Annotated in this window: 14 protein-coding genes; 13 read left to right on the forward strand and 1 reads right to left on the reverse strand. The window is 63.2% G+C overall.

The window, feature by feature from the left end; genetic code table 11:
- Positions 1–26: 26 nt before the first annotated feature.
- The 3 genes from PFLCHA0_RS18495 to PFLCHA0_RS18505 all read left to right on the forward strand — a co-directional run bounded on the left by PFLCHA0_RS18495 (position 27) and on the right by PFLCHA0_RS18505 (position 5,798).
- On the forward strand, positions 27–341 hold the full coding sequence (locus PFLCHA0_RS18495) for an SCP2 sterol-binding domain-containing protein (RefSeq protein WP_011061945.1): 315 nt from the start codon (positions 27–29) through the stop codon (positions 339–341).
- Between the two features lie 261 nt (positions 342–602).
- Positions 603–2,330 carry a hydrogenase maturation protein gene (locus tag PFLCHA0_RS18500; protein WP_015636089.1) on the forward strand — a complete coding sequence of 576 codons (1,728 nt, stop codon included), beginning with the start codon at positions 603–605 and terminating at the stop codon, positions 2,328–2,330.
- A gap of 186 nt (positions 2,331–2,516) precedes the next feature.
- Entirely contained in the window at positions 2,517–5,798 is a 3,282-nt protein-coding gene (locus PFLCHA0_RS18505) for an AAA family ATPase (RefSeq protein ID WP_015636090.1), read from the forward strand.
- On the opposite strand, the gene PFLCHA0_RS18510 is transcribed toward PFLCHA0_RS18505, so the two are convergent.
- Positions 5,789–8,416 carry an MGH1-like glycoside hydrolase domain-containing protein gene (locus PFLCHA0_RS18510; RefSeq protein ID WP_015636091.1) on the reverse strand — a complete coding sequence of 876 codons (2,628 nt, stop codon included), beginning with the start codon at positions 8,414–8,416 and terminating at the stop codon, positions 5,789–5,791. The two genes, PFLCHA0_RS18505 and PFLCHA0_RS18510, sit on opposite strands and share 10 nt — an antisense overlap.
- A gap of 200 nt (positions 8,417–8,616) precedes the next feature.
- Between PFLCHA0_RS18510 and PFLCHA0_RS18515 the strand changes: the two genes are divergently transcribed.
- The 10 genes from PFLCHA0_RS18515 to PFLCHA0_RS18560 all read left to right on the forward strand — a co-directional run bounded on the left by PFLCHA0_RS18515 (position 8,617) and on the right by PFLCHA0_RS18560 (position 19,240).
- A complete protein-coding gene (locus PFLCHA0_RS18515) occupies positions 8,617–8,892 on the forward strand; it encodes a hypothetical protein (RefSeq protein WP_169893492.1) in 276 nt (91 codons plus the stop codon).
- Between the two features lie 398 nt (positions 8,893–9,290).
- Positions 9,291–10,061 carry a FadR/GntR family transcriptional regulator gene (locus PFLCHA0_RS18520; RefSeq protein ID WP_015636093.1) on the forward strand — a complete coding sequence of 257 codons (771 nt, stop codon included), beginning with the start codon at positions 9,291–9,293 and terminating at the stop codon, positions 10,059–10,061.
- A gap of 102 nt (positions 10,062–10,163) precedes the next feature.
- The gene (locus PFLCHA0_RS18525) at positions 10,164–11,366 is read left to right on the forward strand and encodes an ABC transporter substrate-binding protein (protein WP_015636094.1); all 1,203 of its coding nucleotides are present in this window, start codon (positions 10,164–10,166) and stop codon (positions 11,364–11,366) included.
- A 70-nt stretch (positions 11,367–11,436) separates the two neighbouring features.
- Positions 11,437–12,297: a branched-chain amino acid ABC transporter permease gene (locus tag PFLCHA0_RS18530; RefSeq protein WP_011061951.1), complete on the forward strand. Its 861-nt coding sequence runs from the start codon at positions 11,437–11,439 to the stop codon at positions 12,295–12,297.
- Between the two features lie 2 nt (positions 12,298–12,299).
- The gene (locus PFLCHA0_RS18535) at positions 12,300–13,310 is read left to right on the forward strand and encodes a branched-chain amino acid ABC transporter permease (protein WP_015636095.1); all 1,011 of its coding nucleotides are present in this window, start codon (positions 12,300–12,302) and stop codon (positions 13,308–13,310) included.
- Positions 13,307–14,068 (forward strand): ABC transporter ATP-binding protein, encoded by a 762-nt coding sequence (locus PFLCHA0_RS18540; RefSeq protein ID WP_015636096.1) that lies wholly within the window; start codon positions 13,307–13,309, stop codon positions 14,066–14,068. Before PFLCHA0_RS18535 ends, PFLCHA0_RS18540 begins: the two co-directional genes overlap by 4 nt.
- Complete coding sequence (locus PFLCHA0_RS18545) at positions 14,068–14,763, forward strand: ABC transporter ATP-binding protein (RefSeq protein WP_015636097.1); 696 nt, start codon at positions 14,068–14,070, stop codon at positions 14,761–14,763. Before PFLCHA0_RS18540 ends, PFLCHA0_RS18545 begins: the two co-directional genes overlap by 1 nt.
- Before the next feature lie 13 nt (positions 14,764–14,776).
- A complete protein-coding gene (locus PFLCHA0_RS18550) occupies positions 14,777–16,057 on the forward strand; it encodes a Zn-dependent hydrolase (RefSeq protein WP_015636098.1) in 1,281 nt (426 codons plus the stop codon).
- Positions 16,054–17,466 (forward strand): amidase, encoded by a 1,413-nt coding sequence (locus PFLCHA0_RS18555; RefSeq protein ID WP_015636099.1) that lies wholly within the window; start codon positions 16,054–16,056, stop codon positions 17,464–17,466. Before PFLCHA0_RS18550 ends, PFLCHA0_RS18555 begins: the two co-directional genes overlap by 4 nt.
- A 379-nt stretch (positions 17,467–17,845) precedes the next feature.
- Positions 17,846–19,240, forward strand: coding sequence for an amidase (locus tag PFLCHA0_RS18560; RefSeq protein ID WP_015636100.1), 1,395 nt, complete (start codon positions 17,846–17,848; stop codon positions 19,238–19,240).
- The last annotated feature ends 49 nt before the right edge of the window (positions 19,241–19,289 follow it).

The raw sequence follows: 19,289 nt of genomic DNA on the forward strand, positions 1-19,289 counted from the left end.
TAACCACCCCATAAAAGGATCGAACCATGACCTCCGTAGCTGACGCCGTACAAGCCATGCAAGCCAAGTTCAACCCAGCTGCCGCTGCCGGCCTGGACCTGGTTTTCGGTTTCCGCATCGATGACTCCAAGCACTTCTCGCTGGTCGTCAAGGACAGCACCTGCGAACTCAAGGAAGGCGAGAACCCGGACGCCCAGGTCACCCTGGTGATGGACGGCGAGACCCTGGACGGCATCGTCAGCGGCGAGACCGACGGCATGCAAGCCTTCATGGGCGGCAAGCTGCGCGCCGAAGGCGACATGATGCTGGCCATGAAACTGAGCGAGCTGTTCCCAGCCTAAGACCGCGCAAGGTCCGGCTGTACCCGAATCCCGCCCCTGTGGCGGGATTCGTCGTTTCTGGCTGCCGCAACCGCTCTGGCCCGTGCCTTTGCCCTGAATCAATACCGCTGGGCGGCTGGCATTTCAGGCGAGACGCTTGATTGATCTCGGTCAGTTCCCACCCCGCAACGCCCCTCTACTCTTGCGCCTTCCATCGCGGCCAGGGACGGCTCAGCCGGAGCCACCTGCCATACCGCCATCACTCACGGAAGAGTCTGCATTATGCGATCACTGAAGATCATCCTGCTGTCTACCGCCTTCAACGGCCTGACCCAACGCGCCTGGCTCGACCTGCGCCAGGCCGGCCACCGCCCCAGCGTGGTGCTGTTCACCAGCGAAGAAGAGGTCTGCCGGCAGATCGAAGAGGCCGAGGCCGACCTGGTGATCTGCCCGTTCCTCAAGGACCGGGTCCCCCAGCAACTGTGGAGCCATCCCAAGCGCCCGGTGGTGATCATCCACCCGGGTATCGTCGGCGACCGTGGGGCCAGCGCCCTGGACTGGGCCATCAGCAAGGAACTCAAGCGCTGGGGCGTCACCGCGTTGCAGGCGGTGGAAGAAATGGACGCCGGGCCGATCTGGTCGACCCACGAATTCAACCTGCCCGCCGGGCTGCGCAAGTCCGAGCTGTACAACGGCCTGGTGAGCGACGCGGCGATTCACTGTATCCGCGACGTGGTGGAGAAATTCCGCAACGGCTACACCCCCCAGCCCCTGGACTACGACAAACCCTCGGTCCTCGGGCGCCTGCAACCGAACATGAAGCAATCCGACCGCACCTTCAGCTGGCACGACAGCGCGCAATTCATCAAGCGCAGCATCGACGCCGCCGACGGCCAGCCCGGCGTCCTGGCCAGCCTCGCCGGCGGTCAGTACTACGTCTACGACGCCCACCTGGATTCACGTACCGGCATGCCCGGGCAACTGCTGGCGGTGCACGACGATGCAGTGCTGGTGGCCTGCGGCGATCACAGCCTGTGGATCGGCTACCTGCGCCTCAAGCCCCAGCCTGGCGAAGAAACCTTCAAGCGCCCCGCCCGCCACGTGCTCGGCGAGCGCCTGGCCGATGTCCCGGTGCTGGACTGGTCGGTGGCCAACAGCCCGTTTAGCACCGAGGCCTACCAACCTATCCGCTACCGCGAAACGGGCAAGGTCGGCGAACTGACCTTCGAGTTCTACAACGGCGCCATGAGCACCGAGCAGTGCCAACGCCTGGTCAGCGCCCTGCGTTGGGCCAAGGCCCGGGACACCCAGGTGCTGCTGGTACGCGGCGGCCGCGGTGCCTTCAGCAACGGCGTGCACCTCAACGTGATCCAGGCCGCCGAAGTACCGGGCCTGGAAGCCTGGGCCAATATCCAGGCCATCGACGACGTCTGCCTGGAACTGCTCACCGCCCGCCAACTGGTGGTCAGCGGCCTGACCGGCAATGCCGGCGCCGGCGGCCTGATGCTGGCCCTGGCCGCGGACGTGATCCTGGCCCGCGCCGACACCGTGTACAACCCCCACTACAAGAGCATGGGCCTGTACGGCTCCGAGTATTGGACCTACAGCCTGCCCCGCGCCGTCGGCCAGGCCATGGCCAAGCAGTTGACCGAAGCCTGCCTGCCCATCAGCGCCCTCCAGGCCCTGCAGATGGGCATGGTGCAGGAGATCGGCCCGCGCTGCCCGGACGAGTTCGGCCTGTGGTTGCTGCAACGGGCCAACGGCGTGCTCAACGACCCGCGCTACCAGCACCTGCGCCAGCGCAAGCTGGATGCCGACCCGCAACTGATGCAGCACTGCCGCAACGCCGAGCTGGAAGAGATGCACATGGACATGGTGCAGAACCGCAAGGGCTTCGCCGAGAAGTGCAGCAACTTCGTCTACAAGCGCAAGACCTGCTGCACCCCGGAGCGGTTGATCGAAGCCTGGGCGCTGCCGCAGCCCGCCACTTTGATCGTCCGATCAGCCTAGCCGTCGGATCTGCTCGTCCACTCACGCCACGCAGCCGCAAAGGCTGCGTGGCGTGCGGTCACATGAAACGCAACACAAACACCACCAGCAACAGCCAATGGTTCAGCGACTCTGATGCGCATTGAGCCCCATGATCTTGCGTAGCTATGCTAGCGTCTATCAACTTCCTTCTACCTGCTCAAAACTATGCCAACCCAAAACAAACTGCATTGGCTGCATCTGTCAGATATCCACTTTCATAAAAATACCGCCTGGTCCGATAACCACACCCACAGCAGGCTGCTGAGTTTCTTGGAGCGCAAGTTCCAAGCCAACGATCTGCCAAAGCCGCAGTTGATTTTCTGCACCGGCGATATCGCATTTGGGCAGACAGCGGATTGTCCAATGGCCGAGCAGTACCAGCCGGCAAAGCAGTTCTTCGATCAGTTGCTGGCTCTTTGCGGCCTGGAGCGGGATCGACTGTTCGTGGTACCCGGCAATCATGATGTGAACCGCAAGAAAGTACTCCAGGGCCAACAGCGTCACCTGTGGGAAATGGCCAAAAACCCCGTGCAGTACACCCGGGAAATCAGTTCCCGATTTGCCAGCCTGTCTGCAGAGTTCAAAGAGGACATGCGGCGAATGGAGGACTATGGCGTCTTTGTCGCCGAGTACCTGCCGCATCAGCATGATCCCGTGCGACACCTCTACGCGCGGCAGGTCACGGTGAATGGCATCAAGGTCGGAATTGCAGGCTTCAACTCCGCATGGAGCTGCTTCAACGACAGCGATAAAGGGCAGATGTGGCTGGGAGCAGAATGGCAGTTCAACCACATGCATGGAGCCCTGGAAGGCGCAGACCTGAAAATCGGTCTAATTCATCATCCCCGAGACTGGTTCAATCAGGCCGAAACCCAGATCATCAAACAGCGCAAGGCCCATGACTTCCAGTTCTGGTTGCATGGACATAGCCATAATCCCTGGCTCGAGCCTGGGCAACGGTTGATCAAGCTGGAAGCAGGCGCCATTGGTGCCGATACCGATGACCAGTTCGGCTTCAATCTTGTCAGTCTCGACCTGCAACAGGGCAGCGGAGTCGCCCATCTGTTCGAATACAAGAACGGCTGGAAGGTACAAACGGTTGCCGATATGGCGGAAGACGGGCATTGGCACTTCAAGCATTCGGCCCTGGTAGCTCCGAGCTCAGAGGTTTCGGACAGCACGGAAACGCCGCCATTGCCCACCCCGGAAAATCCTCCAGCTGAAGAAGCTCCAAAGCCGACGGAGTTATTCGGTCGTGACAAGCTGATCGCCAGTCTCACCACAGCACTCAAGGAAAAGCCTTGCATTGCGCTGCACGGTCTTAGTGGTAACGGCAAGACCACGCTGATTAAAGCACTGCACCGGCAAGCAGCATTTCAAAGAACCGTTTTTGTAGATATTCATTCAAGCCGTCAGATGACCGCCGGCGAACTGTTTCGTCGTTTGCTGGACGCACTGAGTAACCGACGTGAAGATCCACAGCCACCCAGTGGAAGCGTCGAGGAACAGGCGAAAGAGCTCAAACGACTGTATCCCCATGCCCAGACTGCGTTCATCTGGATCAATGGCGCCCATTTGCTGTTTGAAAATGCGCAATGGCGTAACCCACAGATTCACACGCTGCTAGCAGCCTTGAGGCAAGCCTTTCCTGACTGGCGGTGGGCCTATGAGCTCAGCGAAAAGCCGGAAGAAGGCAGCTTCGGTCGCGATTGCACGATACAGGAAATACCAGGACTCGACCGGGCAGGTCTCGCAGCCCTTCTGGCAGCCAGGGCTCCCAATGAAAAAAAAGCCGAATGGACTTATACCGGCAATAACTTGAAAGCGCTCTACCAGTGGCTAGGTGGCGGTCAAGGAGGCACCGCCCATACCTTGGCAATCGAATTGCTCGCCACAATCGCGATAGAAAGGAAAAGCTCGCCCTTGGCGGTCTACCAAAACCTTCGCCAGGAAGTCATCGAACGCCTGGATGAAAAGCTGCTGAGCATTATTCACGATGAAGTACTCAGTGGTGCCGAGCAGCAATTGCTGAAGGTACTAGCCCTCTACCGCAACTCAATTCCACAGGACCATGCCGACTATCTTGAAGACCGTCTTTGTATCAAAGACGCTTGGCAAAACTTGAGAAGGCGTGGCCTGCTTCCTCTCGACAACAACAAAGACCACTACCTTCATGGATTCATCGCCAGTTGGACGCGGCAAAAAAAAATGGCGATCAAAGACGCAGAGCTCACTCCCGACTACGCAGAAAACATTCCGGAGAATGTAGCGCAAATGCATCTATTGATCGCCCAATGCTGGCAACGTCAGATCGGTCGTCAGAAAGAGCAAATCAATTTCCAACGTGCCAATGAAACCTTTTACCACCTGCTATGTTGCAACGAACTGGGAAACATCGAGGAGTGGATCGATCACCTGGTCGGAAAGGATACAGGCTGGAGCAACGAAGCTCTTTGGGCCATCTACCACCGTCGTCGCAATGCCAATGAGTCGATTGAAAGGCAGCAGGAAGTCTTGCAGCTACTGACCAACATTCATCCTCGCGAACACATGGCACAGCGCTTCCTTGGCGAATGCCTGCAGAAGACCAAGGGCAAAAGCTGCAACGAAGCCTTACAGGCTTTCGAACGTGCGCTGGAGCTCAGCCCACAATTCCCGCCCTATCTGGCCAATCTCGGCAAACTCCTTCTGGGTCGAGGCAAAAGTGGCGCTGAGGAGTTCCTGCGACGCCTTGAGGAGCACCAAGAAGCCTACCCGGAAGCAATCGACCACCACGTTCAGTCCATCCAGAATCGCTGCCAGCAGCTGGTAGGGGATGAGAATGAGGCAGCACTTCAACGCCGCCAAGCCATAAACAATGGCAGCAAAAACCCAGCTTTCTACAACGAAGAAGCCAGATACCAGTTGGAACAATGCAATGATGCCAACGAGGCACTGCGCCTATTGGATCTTGCCGACAAACACCAGTGCTCCAACGATTACAGCATTACCCTTCGGGGCAAAGTGCTAGAGAAACTAGATCGTGCCGCAGAAGCCTCCGATCAACGTCGTCAGGTTATCGACAGTGGCAGCAAGAACACCGTGATCTATAACGACGAAGCCCAATACCAATTGGACCAATGCAATGACGCTGAAGAAGCTCTGCGCATTTTGGATCTTGCTAACAAACACCAGTGCATCCCTGATAACTACATCGAGAACATTCGTGGCAAGGTGCTTGAGAAATTGAATCGTGGCACAGAAGCTTCCTCGTTACGAATGACCAGAATCAAAGCAGGCACTCGCGATCCGGTGCTATACGCAGATGAAGCGAGCTACCAAATGGAGAAGCTGAACAATCCTGAGGAAGCCCTACGTCTGCTGGATCTAGCTTGCATGCACAACTGCGACAATCACGTCACTCAGAACATTCGGCGCACAGCATTGCTGCGTAAAAATCAGCGCTGAAGCAGCAACGCCACCAGCGCCGTCCAGCCGGTCTGGTGGCTAGCCCCCAGGCCGCGCCCGGTTTCGCCATGGAAGTATTCATGGAATAGCACCAGCTCGCGGTCCTCGGCCTCCACCTGCAACTGCGGGTAGCCGCTCATGGACGGCCTGCACCCGTCCTCGTCCAGCAGAAACAGTCGCGTCAGGCGCTGGCTCAAGCCGTCGGCCACTTCCTCCAGGGACGCCAGATACCCGGAGCCCCGCGGGTACTCCACCGAGAAGTTGACGTCGTAATAGCGGTGAAACTCGCGCAGGGATTCGATCAGCATGTAGTTGATCGGCATCCACAACGGCCCGCGCCAGTTGGAGTTGCCGCCGTACAACCGTGAATCGGACTCCGCCGGCTCGTAGCGGGCGCACAACTGCTTGCCGTCCACCTGCATGGCGAACGGCTGCTCGAAGGCCTTGGACAGGGAGCGGATACCGAAGTCCGAGAGGAACTCGCTTTCATCGAGCATGCGCTTGAGCAGGTCCTTGGTGCGTTCGCCGCGCAACAGCGCCAGGAGCATGCGGTTGCCCTTGCCCGGCTCGTACCAGCGCGACACCAGGCTCGCCAGGTCCGGACGATGATGCAAAAAACCCAGCAGACGTTGAGCCAGTCCCGGCAGGTTCTGGTGCTCGTGCTGCTCCAGCACCTGCACCGCGAACAGCGGCATCAGGCCGACAATGGAGCGCAGGCGCAGGGGTTCGTTGTCGCCGTCGGGCCGGTGCAGCACGTCGTAGAAAAACTGGTCCTGTTCATCCCACAACCCTTCGGCGCTTTCATCCACCCGGTTGATGGCACCGGCGATATACAGGAAGTGCTCGAAGAACTTCACCGCAATGTCCACGTACACCCCATTGCGCTTGGCCAGCTCCAGGGCGATGCGCATCAGGTCCAGGGCATAGGCCGCGACCCAGGCCGTACCGTCGGCCTGATCCAGGGTGAAGCCATCAGGCAACGGTGCGGAACGATCGAACAGGGCAATATTGTCCAGGCCGAGAAAGCCGCCCTGGAACAGGTTGCGACCCTCGGCGTCCTTGCGGTTGACCCACCAGGAAAAATTCAGCAGCAACTTGTGGAAAATGCGTTCGAGAAAATCCAGGTCACCCACGCCAGTCAGGGACTTTTCCTGCTGATAGACCCGCCAGCAGGCCCAGGCGTGTACCGGCGGATTGGCGTCGTCGAAGCGCCACTCGTAGGCCGGCAACTGACCGTTGGGGTGCATGAAGCGGTCTTTCACCAGCAGCAATAACTGCTGCTTGGCAAAGCCGGGATCGATCAGGGCAAAGGCCACTGCCTGGAACCCCAGATCCCAGGAGGCATACCAGGGGTACTCCCAGGTATCGGGCATGGAAACGATGTCGCAGTTGGACAGATGGCGCCAATGGGTATTGCGCAGGTGCTCGCGCTCCGTCGGCGGTGCCGGCTGCCCGGGATCACCATCGAGCCACTGGTTGACGTCGAAGTAATACAGCTGCTTGGACCACAGCAGCCCGGCCAGGGCCTGACGCTGCACGTTGCGCGCATCAGCGCTTTCTATGCCCTGCTGCAGCGCCGCGTAGAACTCATCGGCCTCGCGCCGGCGCTGCTCGAACAGGTGGCGGGCGCTGACCGGTTCGCTACCGGCCGGGGCAAAGCGCAGGAACAGGCGCTTGCTCTCGCCGCCCGCCAGATCCAGGACGAAGTGCGCCGCCACCCGGGTGCCGCCATCGAAACTCACCGCACTGGCCTGTCCATCCACCAGGTAGTCGTTGAAACCATCCTTGAACGGCCCGGGTGACGCCAGCCCGTCCAGCTTGGGGAAATTGCTGTCGTTGTTGCAGAACAGCCACTGGCAGGGCTCGGCCCCCCAGGCGGTGATCTGCCGCTCGGGCAGTTGCCCATGCCGCGCCAGCACCTTGTCGCCCTCCAGGCGCAGGCTCGGCCGCGGTGCGTCGCCGCCCCAGCTCCAGGTGTTGCGCGCCCAGACCTGGGGCAGCACCCGCAGCCGCGCCGGCTGGTGGAAGCGGTTGTGCACGGTGATGAGCATGAAAATGTCATCGGCCGTGTGCTTGGCGTATTCCACCGTCACATCGAAGTAGCGGTTGTCCTCGAAGACCCCGGTATCGAGGATCTCGTACTCGGTGTCGTTCAGGCCGCGACGGGCGTTTTCCGCCACCAGGTCGGCATAGGGGAAAGCCGCCTGGGGGTACTTGTAGAGCATGCGCATATAGGCATGGCTGGGCACGCCGTCGAGGTAGAAGTACAGCTCCTTGACGTCCTCGCCATGATTGCCCTCGGCGTTGTTCAGGCCGAACAGACGCTCCTTGAGAATGCTGTCGTGTTCATTCCACAGCGCCAGCCCCAGGCACCAGTGCTGGGCCTTGTCGGAGAACCCGGCCAGCCCGTCCTCGCCCCAGCGGTAGGCGCGGCTGCGGGCATGTTCGTGGGGGAAGTAGCTCCAGGCATCGCCATCGGCGCTGTAATCCTCGCGCACCGTGCCCCACTGCCGTTCACTCAGGTACGGCCCCCACTGGCGCCAGTGCTCGCCCTCACTGCCTTGCAGGCGCCGGCCCTCAACCGTATCGAGAATGCTGGTGGTGGATTTTGCCGGCATCGGGGAGTGTCCTTGACCATGGAGGTGACTTGCAGTGTAGGAGCAGCCCGTCTCGCTGCCCCGTGACAAATGTTTCACGGTACGAAGGCCCGAGGTGCCTAAAAACCCACGAGGCATCCGGGCCAGAGCCATTACGGCTAAATTTTTCGCCCCTGGCTCGTTATAATCGGCAACCCTTTTATGGCAATGCGGATTCAATGATGTTCAGTTGCAAAGCGTTTTTCCCGGGCGCACTGCTCGCGGCAGCCTTCTCGACCCAGGCTGAAGGCCTTGACCTGAGCTACCCGCAGCCCCCGTTACCGGCCACCCCCATCCAGACCCCGGCGCCCCAGAGCGACATGCCCACCTTCAAACTGCAATTCAAGCCAGGCATCAGCTACGAGCACCATTGCAGCGGCCAATGCACCTACGAAACCAATATCGACCAGTTGCACGACCGCGAAACCCGCCACAGTTCAATCATCGACTTCGACTGAGCCCGGCCATTAAACCTGCGACGCGCTTGATCCACACTCGCGCTCCTGAGTCCTACAGCAAACTCAGGAAGTCCTGCCCTGCCGGCGAAGTGGCCCGCAGCCTTGTGCAAGCCTTGCGACCGCCTTCGCTGGCAAGCCAGCTCCTACACAAGCGTCCGGCATCGCGCAAAATTCCGTAGGGACCGGCCTGCAGGCGAAGAGGCCCTGAGGCCTTGTGCAAACCTTGAAGCCAGCTCCTGCGGGTTTCGTGAGGGTTGGACGGGGGTGGAGGCCGCTCGGTTATCCAGCTACGACCCCTCAACACCAAAAACGACACCCCCTGACCCCAGGCGGTTGACGCGCCGCCCTCATCTCTATTTATTACTATTTATCCGCATTAATACGATAAATAGCCGCCCATGCTGAAACGCCCCGTTCGCCGCAAACGCCAGAAGCTTTCCGACGTGATTGTCGAGTCGGTGAAGCGTTCCATCGTCACCGATGCCCTGCGCCCCGGGGATCGCTTGCCCACCGAGAAGGAGCTGATGGAAAGCTTCCAATGCTCCAAGGGCTCGGCCCGGGAGGCGCTCAAGGCGCTGGAGGTGGAAGGCCTGGTCAATACCCGCACCGGGCCCAACGGCGGCGCTTACCTGAACCAGGCCGGCACCGAGCCAGCCAGCCGCGCGCTGCGCAACTACCTGCACTTTCAGCACATGGACGGCGAGCAGGTCTATCAGCTGCGCAAGGTGATCGAGGTGGAGCTGGCGGTGTCGGTGATCGGGCGCTTGAGCGAGGCAGATTTCAAGGCCCTGCAGGACAACATCGACTTCTGCAGCCACCCCGAGGACAGCGAGGCCGGCCAGCGCGAGCAGCGCATCGCCGAGCTGGAGTTCCACAACCTGCTGGGGCGGGCCTGCCCCAACCCGCTGCTGAGTTTCATGGCGCAGTTTCTCAACGATTTGCTGCGCGACCTGGTGGTGCTGAAGAAGGCCTACAAGCCCAAGCGCAAGCAGTTCGACGCCGCCAACCTGGATTACCACAAACGCTTGCTGCTGGCCTTGCGCGCCGAAGATGAAAGCGCAGTGCGCCAGCTGATGCACGAACACATGTGCGACGCCGAGCACCACATGACCGCCCTGGAAGGCGAAGTCACCCAGCACTTCCTGCTGGAGTTCGACCACCACCGATAGCGCCCGCCGTCCACCGCTTTGCCAATAACAAGCCTGAACACAGGCTGCTACGTCGATTCGCCATTGCCACTCCTGCCAATAACTAAACCAGGGAGTTACCCCATGCAGCGTCGTACGTTGTTGAAAGCCGGTCTGGCCGTTAGCGGTGCCCTCAGCCTCGGGCTGGGGGTGCGCAACGCCTTTGCCGCCGAACCCTTTACCTTCTACGGTTTGAAGTCGATGTCCGGCGCCTTTGCCAGCTATGGCAAGTTCGCCGACATGGGCTCGCGCCTGGCGGTGGAGCAGTACCCGACCCTGCTGGGGCGACCGCTGCACTACAAGGTGATCGACACCGAGGGCAACGCCGGCAAGGCGGTGCGCCGGGTGCAGGAGGCGATTGCCCAGGACGGCGCGCGGTTCTTCCAGGGCTGCACCCTGTCGTCTTCGGCGCTGGCGGTGGCCAAGGAGGTGGGCAAGGTCGGCGGGGTGTTCATGACCCCGGTGGGCGCCGATGAGGTCACTGGCAAGGACTGCAATGCCTCGACCTTTCGCTGGTCGGTGCCAACCTACGGCGCCATCCGCGAAACCATGGTGCCGCTGATCAAGTTGCTGCCCGAGGCCAAGCGCTGGTACACCATCACCCCGCAATACGTGTTCGGCGAAGCCTTGCTGGAAGGGGCGAAGCAGGTGTGTGCCGAACATGGCATCGAGCACATCGGCAACAGCTACCACTCCTTGCAGGAGCAGGAATTCTCCGGCTACCTGACCAACGCCATCGCCGCCCGCCCTGATGTGCTGGTGCTGTTGAACTTCGGCAGCCAGTCATCCAACGCCCTGCGCCAGGCGGTGAACTTCGGCATCAAGGAACGCATGAAGGTGCTGCTGGTATGGTCCGCCGGGCTCGACCAGTTCCAGGAGCTGGGCAGCGACGTCTTGGAAGGCGTCTACCTCGGCGCGCAGTACTGGCATCAGGTGGACACCCCGCTCAATCGCGAACTGGTGAAGCTGACCCAGGCCAAATACGGCATCAACCCCACCTACCCGCTGGCCGCCGACTACATCGGCAGCAAGATCATCCTCGACACCATTGCCGCCACCGGCAGCTTTGACGGCGCTACCGTGGCCAAGGCCATGCAGGGCCTGACCTACCAGGGCCCCACCGGCGAGGAGAGCATCCGCGCCGGCGACCATCAGGTGATCAAGGATTACTACCTGCTGGTGGGCAAGGCCGCCGCCACGATGCGCGACAAGGACGACCTGGCCGAGGTGCTCAGCGCCGGTCGCTCGTTCCCGGATGTCAGCGCCACCGGCTGCGCCCTGGCCTGACGCTCGACACTTCTATCGCTGGCTACAGGCAGCGGGCTCCGTCCAAGGGCTCCCTGCCGAGGGTTCCTGCATGCTTAATTTGTACCTGTTCCAGATCCTCAACGGCCTCGGGCTGGGGATGATCTACTTCCTGATCGCGGTGGGCCTGACGATCATTTTCGGCCTGCTGAACTTCGTCAACTTCGCCCATGGCGCGTTCTTCGTGCTCGGCGCCTACATCTGCTACACCGCCGTCAGCCTGACCGGCAACTTCTGGCTGGCCCTGGTGCTCGCGCCCCTGGTGGTGGCGGCCCTGGCCTGGATCATCGAGCGCCTGTTGATCCAGCGCATCTACCACTTGCCGCACATGTTCCAGATCCTGGTGACCCTGGGCATCGCGCTGATCATCCAGGAAGCCAGCGTGATGATCTGGGGCCCGGTGGGCAAGGCCGTGGCGGTGCCGGAACTGCTGCGCGGGGTGCTGGTGATCGGCGACTTCGTCTACCCCTACTACCGCCTGTTCCTGATCCTGTTCTCGGCCCTGGTGGGGCTGGGCCTGTGGCTGCTGCTGGAGCGCACGCGCTTCGGTGCCCTGGTGCGGGCCGGCAGTGAAAGCACCGAGACCGTGTCGCTGCTGGGCACCAATATCTTTCGCCTGTTTTCCATGACCTTCGCCCTCGGCGTGGCCCTGGCCGGGATCGCCGGGGTGCTGTTCGCGCCCTTGCGCGGCGCCCAGCCCTTTGTCGGCCCGGAGATTCTCGGGGTGGCCTTCGTGGTGGTGGTGATCGGCGGCATGGGCTCGTTCGGCGGCGCCCTGGTGGGCGGCCTGCTGGTGGGGGTGGTGCAAAGCCTGATGACCAGCCTCTGGCCCCAGGGCGCCAGCCTGATGATCTACGGCGCCATGGCGGCAGTCATTCTGGTGCGTCCTTACGGCCTGTTCGGGAGAGCATGATCATGAGCGAGAAAAACCCCCTACCCTTTGCCAAGACCCAATCGCGCAGCCTGCTGTGGCTGGTGATCGCGGTGCTGATCGGTCTGCCTCTGGTGCTGCCGTCGGCGACCCTGGCCAGCGAGATCCTGATCTTCGCCCTTGCCGCACTGGCCTGTAACCTGCTGCTGGGCTACACCGGGCTGCTGTCGTTCGGCCAGGGCATCTTCTTCGGCGCCGGTGCCTACTGCGCCGCCCTGTTGATGATCCATCTGCAGCTGGGGCTGTTCAGTGCCCTGCTCGGCGCGGCGCTGGTGGGAGCCTTGCTGGCACTGCTGGTGGGCGCCCTGGCGATCCGCCGCACCGGCATCTACTTCGTCATGCTGACCCTGGCCTTCAGCCAGATGGCCTACTTCATCGCCTACACCCTCAGCGACTGGACCGGCGGCGACAACGGCCTGCTCAGCGTGCCGCGCCCGGAGATCCGCATCGGTGACACGGTGCTGCTGTCCCTGGCCGACGCGCGCTATTTCTACGGCTTTGTCGCGGTGCTGTTCCTGCTGATCTTCATCGGTGCCCGGCGGGTGATCGCCTCGCCGTTCGGCAGCACCCTGATGGCCATCCGCGAGAACGAAACCCGCGCCGCCGCCATCGGCTACGACACCCGGCATTTCAAGATCCTGGTGTTCATGCTCTCCGGCGCGGTCACCGGGATTGCCGGAGCGCTGTACGCCATGCTCCTGCACTTCGTGCCGCTGTCGAACATCGACCTGGCGATGTCGGAAAACATCCTGATCATGACCATCGTCGGCGGCACCGGCTCGCTGTTCGGTTCCCTGCTCGGCGCCGGCGCCATCGTGCTGCTGGGCGAGTTCCTCTCCGAGCTGTGGCCACGCTGGCTGATTCTGCTGGGGGTGATCCTGATCCTGGTGGTGGTGTTCATGCGTGGCGGTTTGTGGGGCGGCTTGTCGAGCCTGGCGGAACGCCTCAAAGGCTCACGCAAGACGGCCTTGCTGGCCGAGGAGAAACGCTCATGAGCAAGCCTGCGCAGTACCTGCTGGAAACCCAGAACCTGGAGCTGGCCTACGGTGCCTTCCACGCGGTCAACGGGGTCAACCTCAAGGTCGAGGCCGGCACCATCCACACCATCATCGGCCCCAACGGCGCCGGCAAGACCAGCCTGTTCCACTGCCTGACCGGCGAACGCCAGGCCACCGCCGGGGCCATCCGTTTCAACGGCAAGAACATCATCAAGAAACCCGCCCACGGCCGGGTCGGCCTGGGCATGGCGCGCTCCTTCCAGCTCACCAGCCTGTTCCAGAACCTCAGCGTGCGGGAGAACCTGCGCCTGGCCGCCCAGGGCCGCGACGGCCTGGGGGCGCTGAACTTCTGGCGCCACGTGGACAGCCGTCGCGAGCACCTGGAGGTGGCCGACCAGGTGCTGGAACGCCTGCAACTCACGGCCCGGGCCCAGACCCTGGCCGGCGAGCTGTCCCACGGCCAGCAACGGGTGCTGGAAGTGGGCATGTCGATCTGTTCGAAACCGCAATTGCTGATGCTCGACGAGCCCACCTCGGGCATGGGCATCGACGATATTCCGATCATGACCCAACTGATCAGCGACCTGGGCCGCGACCATACGGTGCTGCTGATCGAACACAACATGAGCATCGTCATGTCCATCAGCCAGCGCATCACCGTGATGAGCCACGGCCAGATCCTGGTCGAGGGCACGCCGGAAGTGGTGCGCGCCGATGAGCGTGTGCGTGTCGCCTACCTGGGAGAAGCCGCCTGATGCTGACCGTCGAGAACATCCATTCCTACTACGACAAGAGCCACGTGCTCGAAGGCGTCTCGCTCAAGGTGGAGGCCGGTGAACTGGTGACCCTGCTGGGGCGCAACGGCGCGGGCAAGACCACCACCTTGCGCAGCATCCTGGGGATCATCTGCCCGCGCCAGGGCCAGATCCACTTCAACGGCCAGCAACTGGTGGGCCAGAAAATCTTCGAGATCGCCCGCCAGGGCCTGGCCCTGGTGCCGGAACACCGGGGCATCTTTCGCCTGCTCAGCGTCGAGGAAAACCTGCGCATCGCCCAGCGCAAGACCAGCCGCTGGCAACTGGACGACATCTACCGAATGTTTCCGCGGCTCAAGGAACGCCGCAAGAACGCCGGCCACGCCCTGTCCGGCGGCGAACAGCAGATGCTGGCCATCGCCCGTGCCCTGCTCAATGACCCCAAGCTGCTGATCCTCGACGAACCCACCGAGGGCCTGGCGCCAGTGATCGTCGACGAGCTGGTGAAGATCCTGCGCACCCTCAAGGAAGGCGGCCTTCCGGTGCTGCTGGTGGAACAGAACCTGATGGTCTGCGACAAGCTCGCCGACCGTCACTACGTGCTCGAACAGGGCCGCGTGGTCTACCAGGGCAGCGCCGCCGAGTTTCGCGCCGACCCGACCATCAAGAACCGCTACCTGGCCCTGAGCGCCTGACGGGAGAAATGCCATGAACAGTCGACTGGACCCACTGCAGTCCTTGCAAAGCAATGCCCCGCTGATCAACCGCGAGCGCCTCTGGCAGTCCTTGATGGACCTGGCCCGACTGGGCGCCACCGCCAAGGGCGGCGTATGCCGCCTGGCCCTCACCGACCTCGACCGCCAGGCCCGGGACCTGTTCGTGCGCTGGTGCGAAGAGGCCGGCTGCAGCGTCAGCGTGGACGGCATCGGCAATATCTTCGCCCGCCGCGCCGGGCGTGACCCGAACCGCGCCCCGGTGATGACCGGCAGCCATATCGACACCCAGCCCACCGGCGGCAAGTTCGACGGTTGCTACGGGGTGATGGCCGGGCTGGAGGTGATCCGCACCCTGAACGACCTGGGCCTGGAAACCCAGGCGCCGATCGAAGTGGTGGTCTGGACCAACGAGGAAGGCTCGCGCTTCCCGCCGTGCATGATGGGTTCGGGGGTGTTCGCCGGCAAGTTCGACCTCGCCGAGACCCTGGCCAAGCAGGATGAACAGGGCCTGTCGGTGGGCGCCGAGCTGCAGCGCATCGGCTATGCCGGTCCGCGTACAGTACTCGGCCATCCGGTGGGCGCCTATTTCGAAGCGCATATCGAGCAAGGGCCGGTGCTGGAAGACCGCCAGACCACCATTGGCGTGGTCATGGGTTGCCTGGGCCAGAAGTGGTTCGACCTGACCCTGAGCGGGGTCGAGGCCCACGCCGGGCCGACGCCGATGCACCTGCGCAAGGACGCCCTGGTGGGCGCGGCGCAAGTGGTCAGCGCGGTCAATCGCATCGCCCATGCCCATCAGCCCCATGCCTGCGGCACCGTGGGCTGCCTGAGTCTGCACCCGGGCTCGCGCAACGTGATCCCCGGGCAGGTGCAGATGACCCTCGACCTGCGCCACCTGCACGCCGATCGGTTGCAAGCCATGGTCGATGAAGTGCGCCAGGTGATCGAAGACAGCTGCCGCCAGCACGGCCTGAGCTTCGAGCTGACCGCCACCGCCGATTTCCCGCCGCTGGACTTCGACCCCGCCTGCGTGGCCGCCGTGCGCCAGGGCGCCGAGCACCTGGGGCTGAGCCACATGGACATCGTCAGCGGCGCCGGGCATGACGCGATCTTCATCGCCGAGCTGGGCCCGGCAGGGATGATCTTCGTGCCCTGCGAGGGCGGCATCAGCCACAACGAAATTGAAAACGCCGCGCCCCAGGACCTGGCCGACGGCTGCGCGGTCCTGCTGCGGGCCATGGTCAATGCCGCTCAAGGAGTTCAATCGCTATGAAGCAAGCCACTGACATCGCCGCCCTGAGCGGCGTCGAACTGCTGCGTCATTACCGTGACAAGCGCCTGTCACCGGTGGAGGTCACCGAGGATGCCCTGGCGCGTATCGAGCGCTTCAATCCGCTGGTCAACGCCTATTGCCATATCGACCACCAAGGGGCCCTGGACGCGGCACGAGCCTCCGAACAGCGCTGGCTCAAGGGCCAGCCCTGCGGCGCCCTGGACGGCTTGCCGGCGTCGATCAAGGACCTGACCCTGACCCGTGGCATGCCCACCCGCAAGGGCTCGAAAACTACCTTGGCCGCCGGCCCCTGGGAAGTCGACGCGCCCTTCTCCGGCTTCATGCGCGCGGCCGGCGCGGTGCTGCTGGGCAAGACCACCACCCCGGAATTCGGCTGGAAAGGCGTGACCGACAACCCTTTGTACGGCATCACTCGCAACCCCTGGGACACTCGCCTGACGGCCGGCGGTTCCTCCGGCGGCGCAGCGGCGGCTGCCTCGCTGAACCTCGGCGTGTTGCACCAGGGCAGCGATGCCGGCGGATCGATCCGCATTCCCTGCGCCTTCACCGGCACCTTCGGCATCAAGCCGACCTTCGGCTACGTGCCGCAGTGGCCGGCCAGCGCGATGAACATTCTCTCGCACCTGGGGCCGATGACCCGCAGCGTCGATGACGCCGTGCTGATGCTGCAGACCGTGGCCCGTCCGGATGCCCGTGACGGCCTGCTCGGCGCACCGCGCAGCACGCCCTGGTTACCGGAAAATGCCAGCCTCAAGGGCCTGCGCATCGCCTACAGCCCGGACTTCGGCTACGTCAAGGTCGACCCGCAAGTGGCGCGAGTGGTGGCTCGGGCGGTGGAGCGCCTGGCGCAACTGGGGGCACAGATCGAGCAGGTCGATCCCGGTTTCAGTGATCCCCTGGAGATGTTCAATACCCTGTGGTTCTCCGGGGCGGCGCGCCTGACCGCAGCCCTCAGCCCCGCCCAGCGTGCCTTGCTGGACCCGGGCCTGCTGCGCATCGCCGAACAGGGCGAAGGCATCAGCCTCAGCGACTACAGCGCCGCCCTGGAGGCGCGCGCCGCCCTGGTGGCCCACATGGCCGCCTTCCATGAGCGCTACCACCTGCTGCTCTCGCCGATGCTGCCCCTGACCGCCTTCGCCGCCGGACATAACGTCCCACCGGACTCGGGCCTGGGGGAGTGGATGGAGTGGACGCCCTTCAGCTACCCCTTCAACCTGACCCAGCAACCGGCGGCTTCACTGCCCTGCGGCTTTGCCGACGACGGCCTGCCCGTGGGCCTGCACGTAGTCGGCCCACGCTTTGCCGACGAGCAAGTGCTGCGCTTGTGCCGGGCCTATGAGCAAGCGTTCCCCAGCCCCCACCCCCAAGCCCCCGTCCTGCGACACTGACCCGGGCGAAATCCCGTAGGAGCCGGCTTGCCGGCGAAGAGGCCCGCGAGTCTTGTGCAAACCCTGAGGCCGCCTTCGCGGGCAAGCTCGCTCCTACACCTGGTTCCGGCATCGTGCAAAATCCCGCAGGAGCCGGCTTGCCGGCGAAGAGGCTCGCGAGCCTTGGGCAAACCCTGAGGCCGCCTTCGCGGGCAAGCCCGCTCCTACAGAACGTCGCGATTGGGTGGGGCTGTATTCAATCAGGCCGAGGGACACGCCGCTGCAGTGCTCACAAAAACGCAACACCAGGCTGCGTCCTTTGTGATGGTTGGGCTAGGGTGGAAGCGATACAGTCGGGCCATCAGCAACCCGACTGACGCCCGACACAAGGATGCGTTCGATGACTGATTTGCACGATCTCTCCACCACCCAGCTGCTGGCGCAATTCGCCAGCCGCACCCTCTCGCCACTGGACTACTACGAGCATCTGCTGGCCCATATCGGGCGCTGGGAGCCGCATATCCGTGCGCTCTACGCCTTCGATCCGGAGCAGGTGCGCCTGCAGGCCCGGGCCGCCACCGAGCGCTGGAACAAGGGCGCCCCCAACGGCCCGCTGGACGGGATTCCAGTGACGATCAAGGAACTGATCGCCACCCAGGGCACGCCAATTCCCCTGGGCAGCGCGGCCACCACGCTGAAGCCGGCGTTGCAGGATGCTCCACCCGCCGCGCGGATGCGTGAAGCCGGGGCGATCATCCTGGCCAAGACCACGGTGCCGGATTTCGGCATGTTGTCCTCGGGGCTGTCGAGCTTCCACGGCATTACCCGCAACCCCTGGAACACCGCCTGCAATACCGGCGGCTCCAGTTCCGGTGCCGCGGCCGCAGCAGCCGCCGGTTACGGGCCGCTGCATATCGGCACCGACATCGGCGGCTCGGTGCGCCTGCCGGCCGCCTGGTGCGGGCTGGTGGGGTTCAAGCCGACCCTGGGGCGGATTCCCATCGACCCGTATTACACCGGACGCTGCGCCGGGCCCATGACCCGCAGCGTCGAGGATACCGTGCTGCTGATGCGCCACCTGGCCAGACCCGATGCCCGGGACGCCACCAGCCTGCCGCCCTTGACCGGCGACTGGAGCGATGCGCCGGTGTCGGTCAACGGTTTGAAGATCGGCCTGATGCTGGAACCCGGCGCGGGGCTGCAGCCGGAAGGTTTTGTCTGCGCGGCGGTGGAACAGGCCGCGCGGTTGTTCGAGAGCCACGGCGCCCAGGTCCGCACCCTGGCACCGATCATGGACCGCGCTCAGCTAGACGGCCTCGACCGCTTCTGGCGTGCCCGACAATGGGCGGAACTCTCGGCCCTGGGCGCCGAGCAGTTTGCCAAGGTGCTGCCCTACATTCGCGACTGGGCGGCGCCGGGGGCCGACCTGTCCGGGGTCGAGGCGGTGCAGGGCTTCAACCAGACCTTCGAGATGCGTCGGCGTGCCGCCCAGGTATTCAGCGAGTTCGACCTGGTGTTGTCGCCCACCAACCAGGTCAACCATTTTCCCGCCCAGTGGCCGTCACCGAGCAACGACCCGCAGCAGCCGTTCGAGCACATCGTCTTCACCCTGCCCTGGAACATGGGCGAACAACCGGCGCTGTCGATCAACTGCGGTTTCGCCGCCGATGGCATGCCCATCGGCCTGCAGATGATCGCCCCGCGCTTTGCCGATCAATGGCTGCTGCAAGTGGCCAAGACCTATGAGAGCTGGCGTGGAGCGATCCACAACTGGCCGAACCCGCCGTCCCACTGACACACCGAAACTGCCACCTTCACCCCAGCCCCGGGCCTTGCCGCCCGGG

Source organism: Pseudomonas protegens CHA0, assembly GCF_000397205.1.
In the GTDB taxonomy this organism is placed as follows: domain Bacteria; phylum Pseudomonadota; class Gammaproteobacteria; order Pseudomonadales; family Pseudomonadaceae; genus Aquipseudomonas; species Aquipseudomonas protegens.

Bases quoted from the DNA above. Each gene is read 5' to 3' on its own strand.
- PFLCHA0_RS18555 (WP_015636099.1), top strand. From the start codon at position 16,054: ATGAAGCAAGCCACTGACATCGCCGCCCTGAGCGGCGTCGAACTGCTG.
- PFLCHA0_RS18510 (WP_015636091.1), bottom strand. From the start codon at position 8,416: ATGCCGGCAAAATCCACCACCAGCATTCTCGATACGGTTGAGGGCCGG.
- PFLCHA0_RS18550 (WP_015636098.1), top strand. From the start codon at position 14,777: ATGAACAGTCGACTGGACCCACTGCAGTCCTTGCAAAGCAATGCCCCG.
- PFLCHA0_RS18560 (WP_015636100.1), top strand. From the start codon at position 17,846: ATGACTGATTTGCACGATCTCTCCACCACCCAGCTGCTGGCGCAATTC.
- PFLCHA0_RS18535 (WP_015636095.1), top strand. From the start codon at position 12,300: ATGAGCGAGAAAAACCCCCTACCCTTTGCCAAGACCCAATCGCGCAGC.
- PFLCHA0_RS18515 (WP_169893492.1), top strand. From the start codon at position 8,617: ATGTTCAGTTGCAAAGCGTTTTTCCCGGGCGCACTGCTCGCGGCAGCC.
- PFLCHA0_RS18505 (WP_015636090.1), top strand. From the start codon at position 2,517: ATGCCAACCCAAAACAAACTGCATTGGCTGCATCTGTCAGATATCCAC.
- PFLCHA0_RS18540 (WP_015636096.1), top strand. From the start codon at position 13,307: ATGAGCAAGCCTGCGCAGTACCTGCTGGAAACCCAGAACCTGGAGCTG.
- PFLCHA0_RS18525 (WP_015636094.1), top strand. From the start codon at position 10,164: ATGCAGCGTCGTACGTTGTTGAAAGCCGGTCTGGCCGTTAGCGGTGCC.
- PFLCHA0_RS18545 (WP_015636097.1), top strand. From the start codon at position 14,068: ATGCTGACCGTCGAGAACATCCATTCCTACTACGACAAGAGCCACGTG.
- PFLCHA0_RS18495 (WP_011061945.1), top strand. From the start codon at position 27: ATGACCTCCGTAGCTGACGCCGTACAAGCCATGCAAGCCAAGTTCAAC.
- PFLCHA0_RS18520 (WP_015636093.1), top strand. From the start codon at position 9,291: ATGCTGAAACGCCCCGTTCGCCGCAAACGCCAGAAGCTTTCCGACGTG.
- PFLCHA0_RS18500 (WP_015636089.1), top strand. From the start codon at position 603: ATGCGATCACTGAAGATCATCCTGCTGTCTACCGCCTTCAACGGCCTG.
- PFLCHA0_RS18530 (WP_011061951.1), top strand. From the start codon at position 11,437: ATGCTTAATTTGTACCTGTTCCAGATCCTCAACGGCCTCGGGCTGGGG.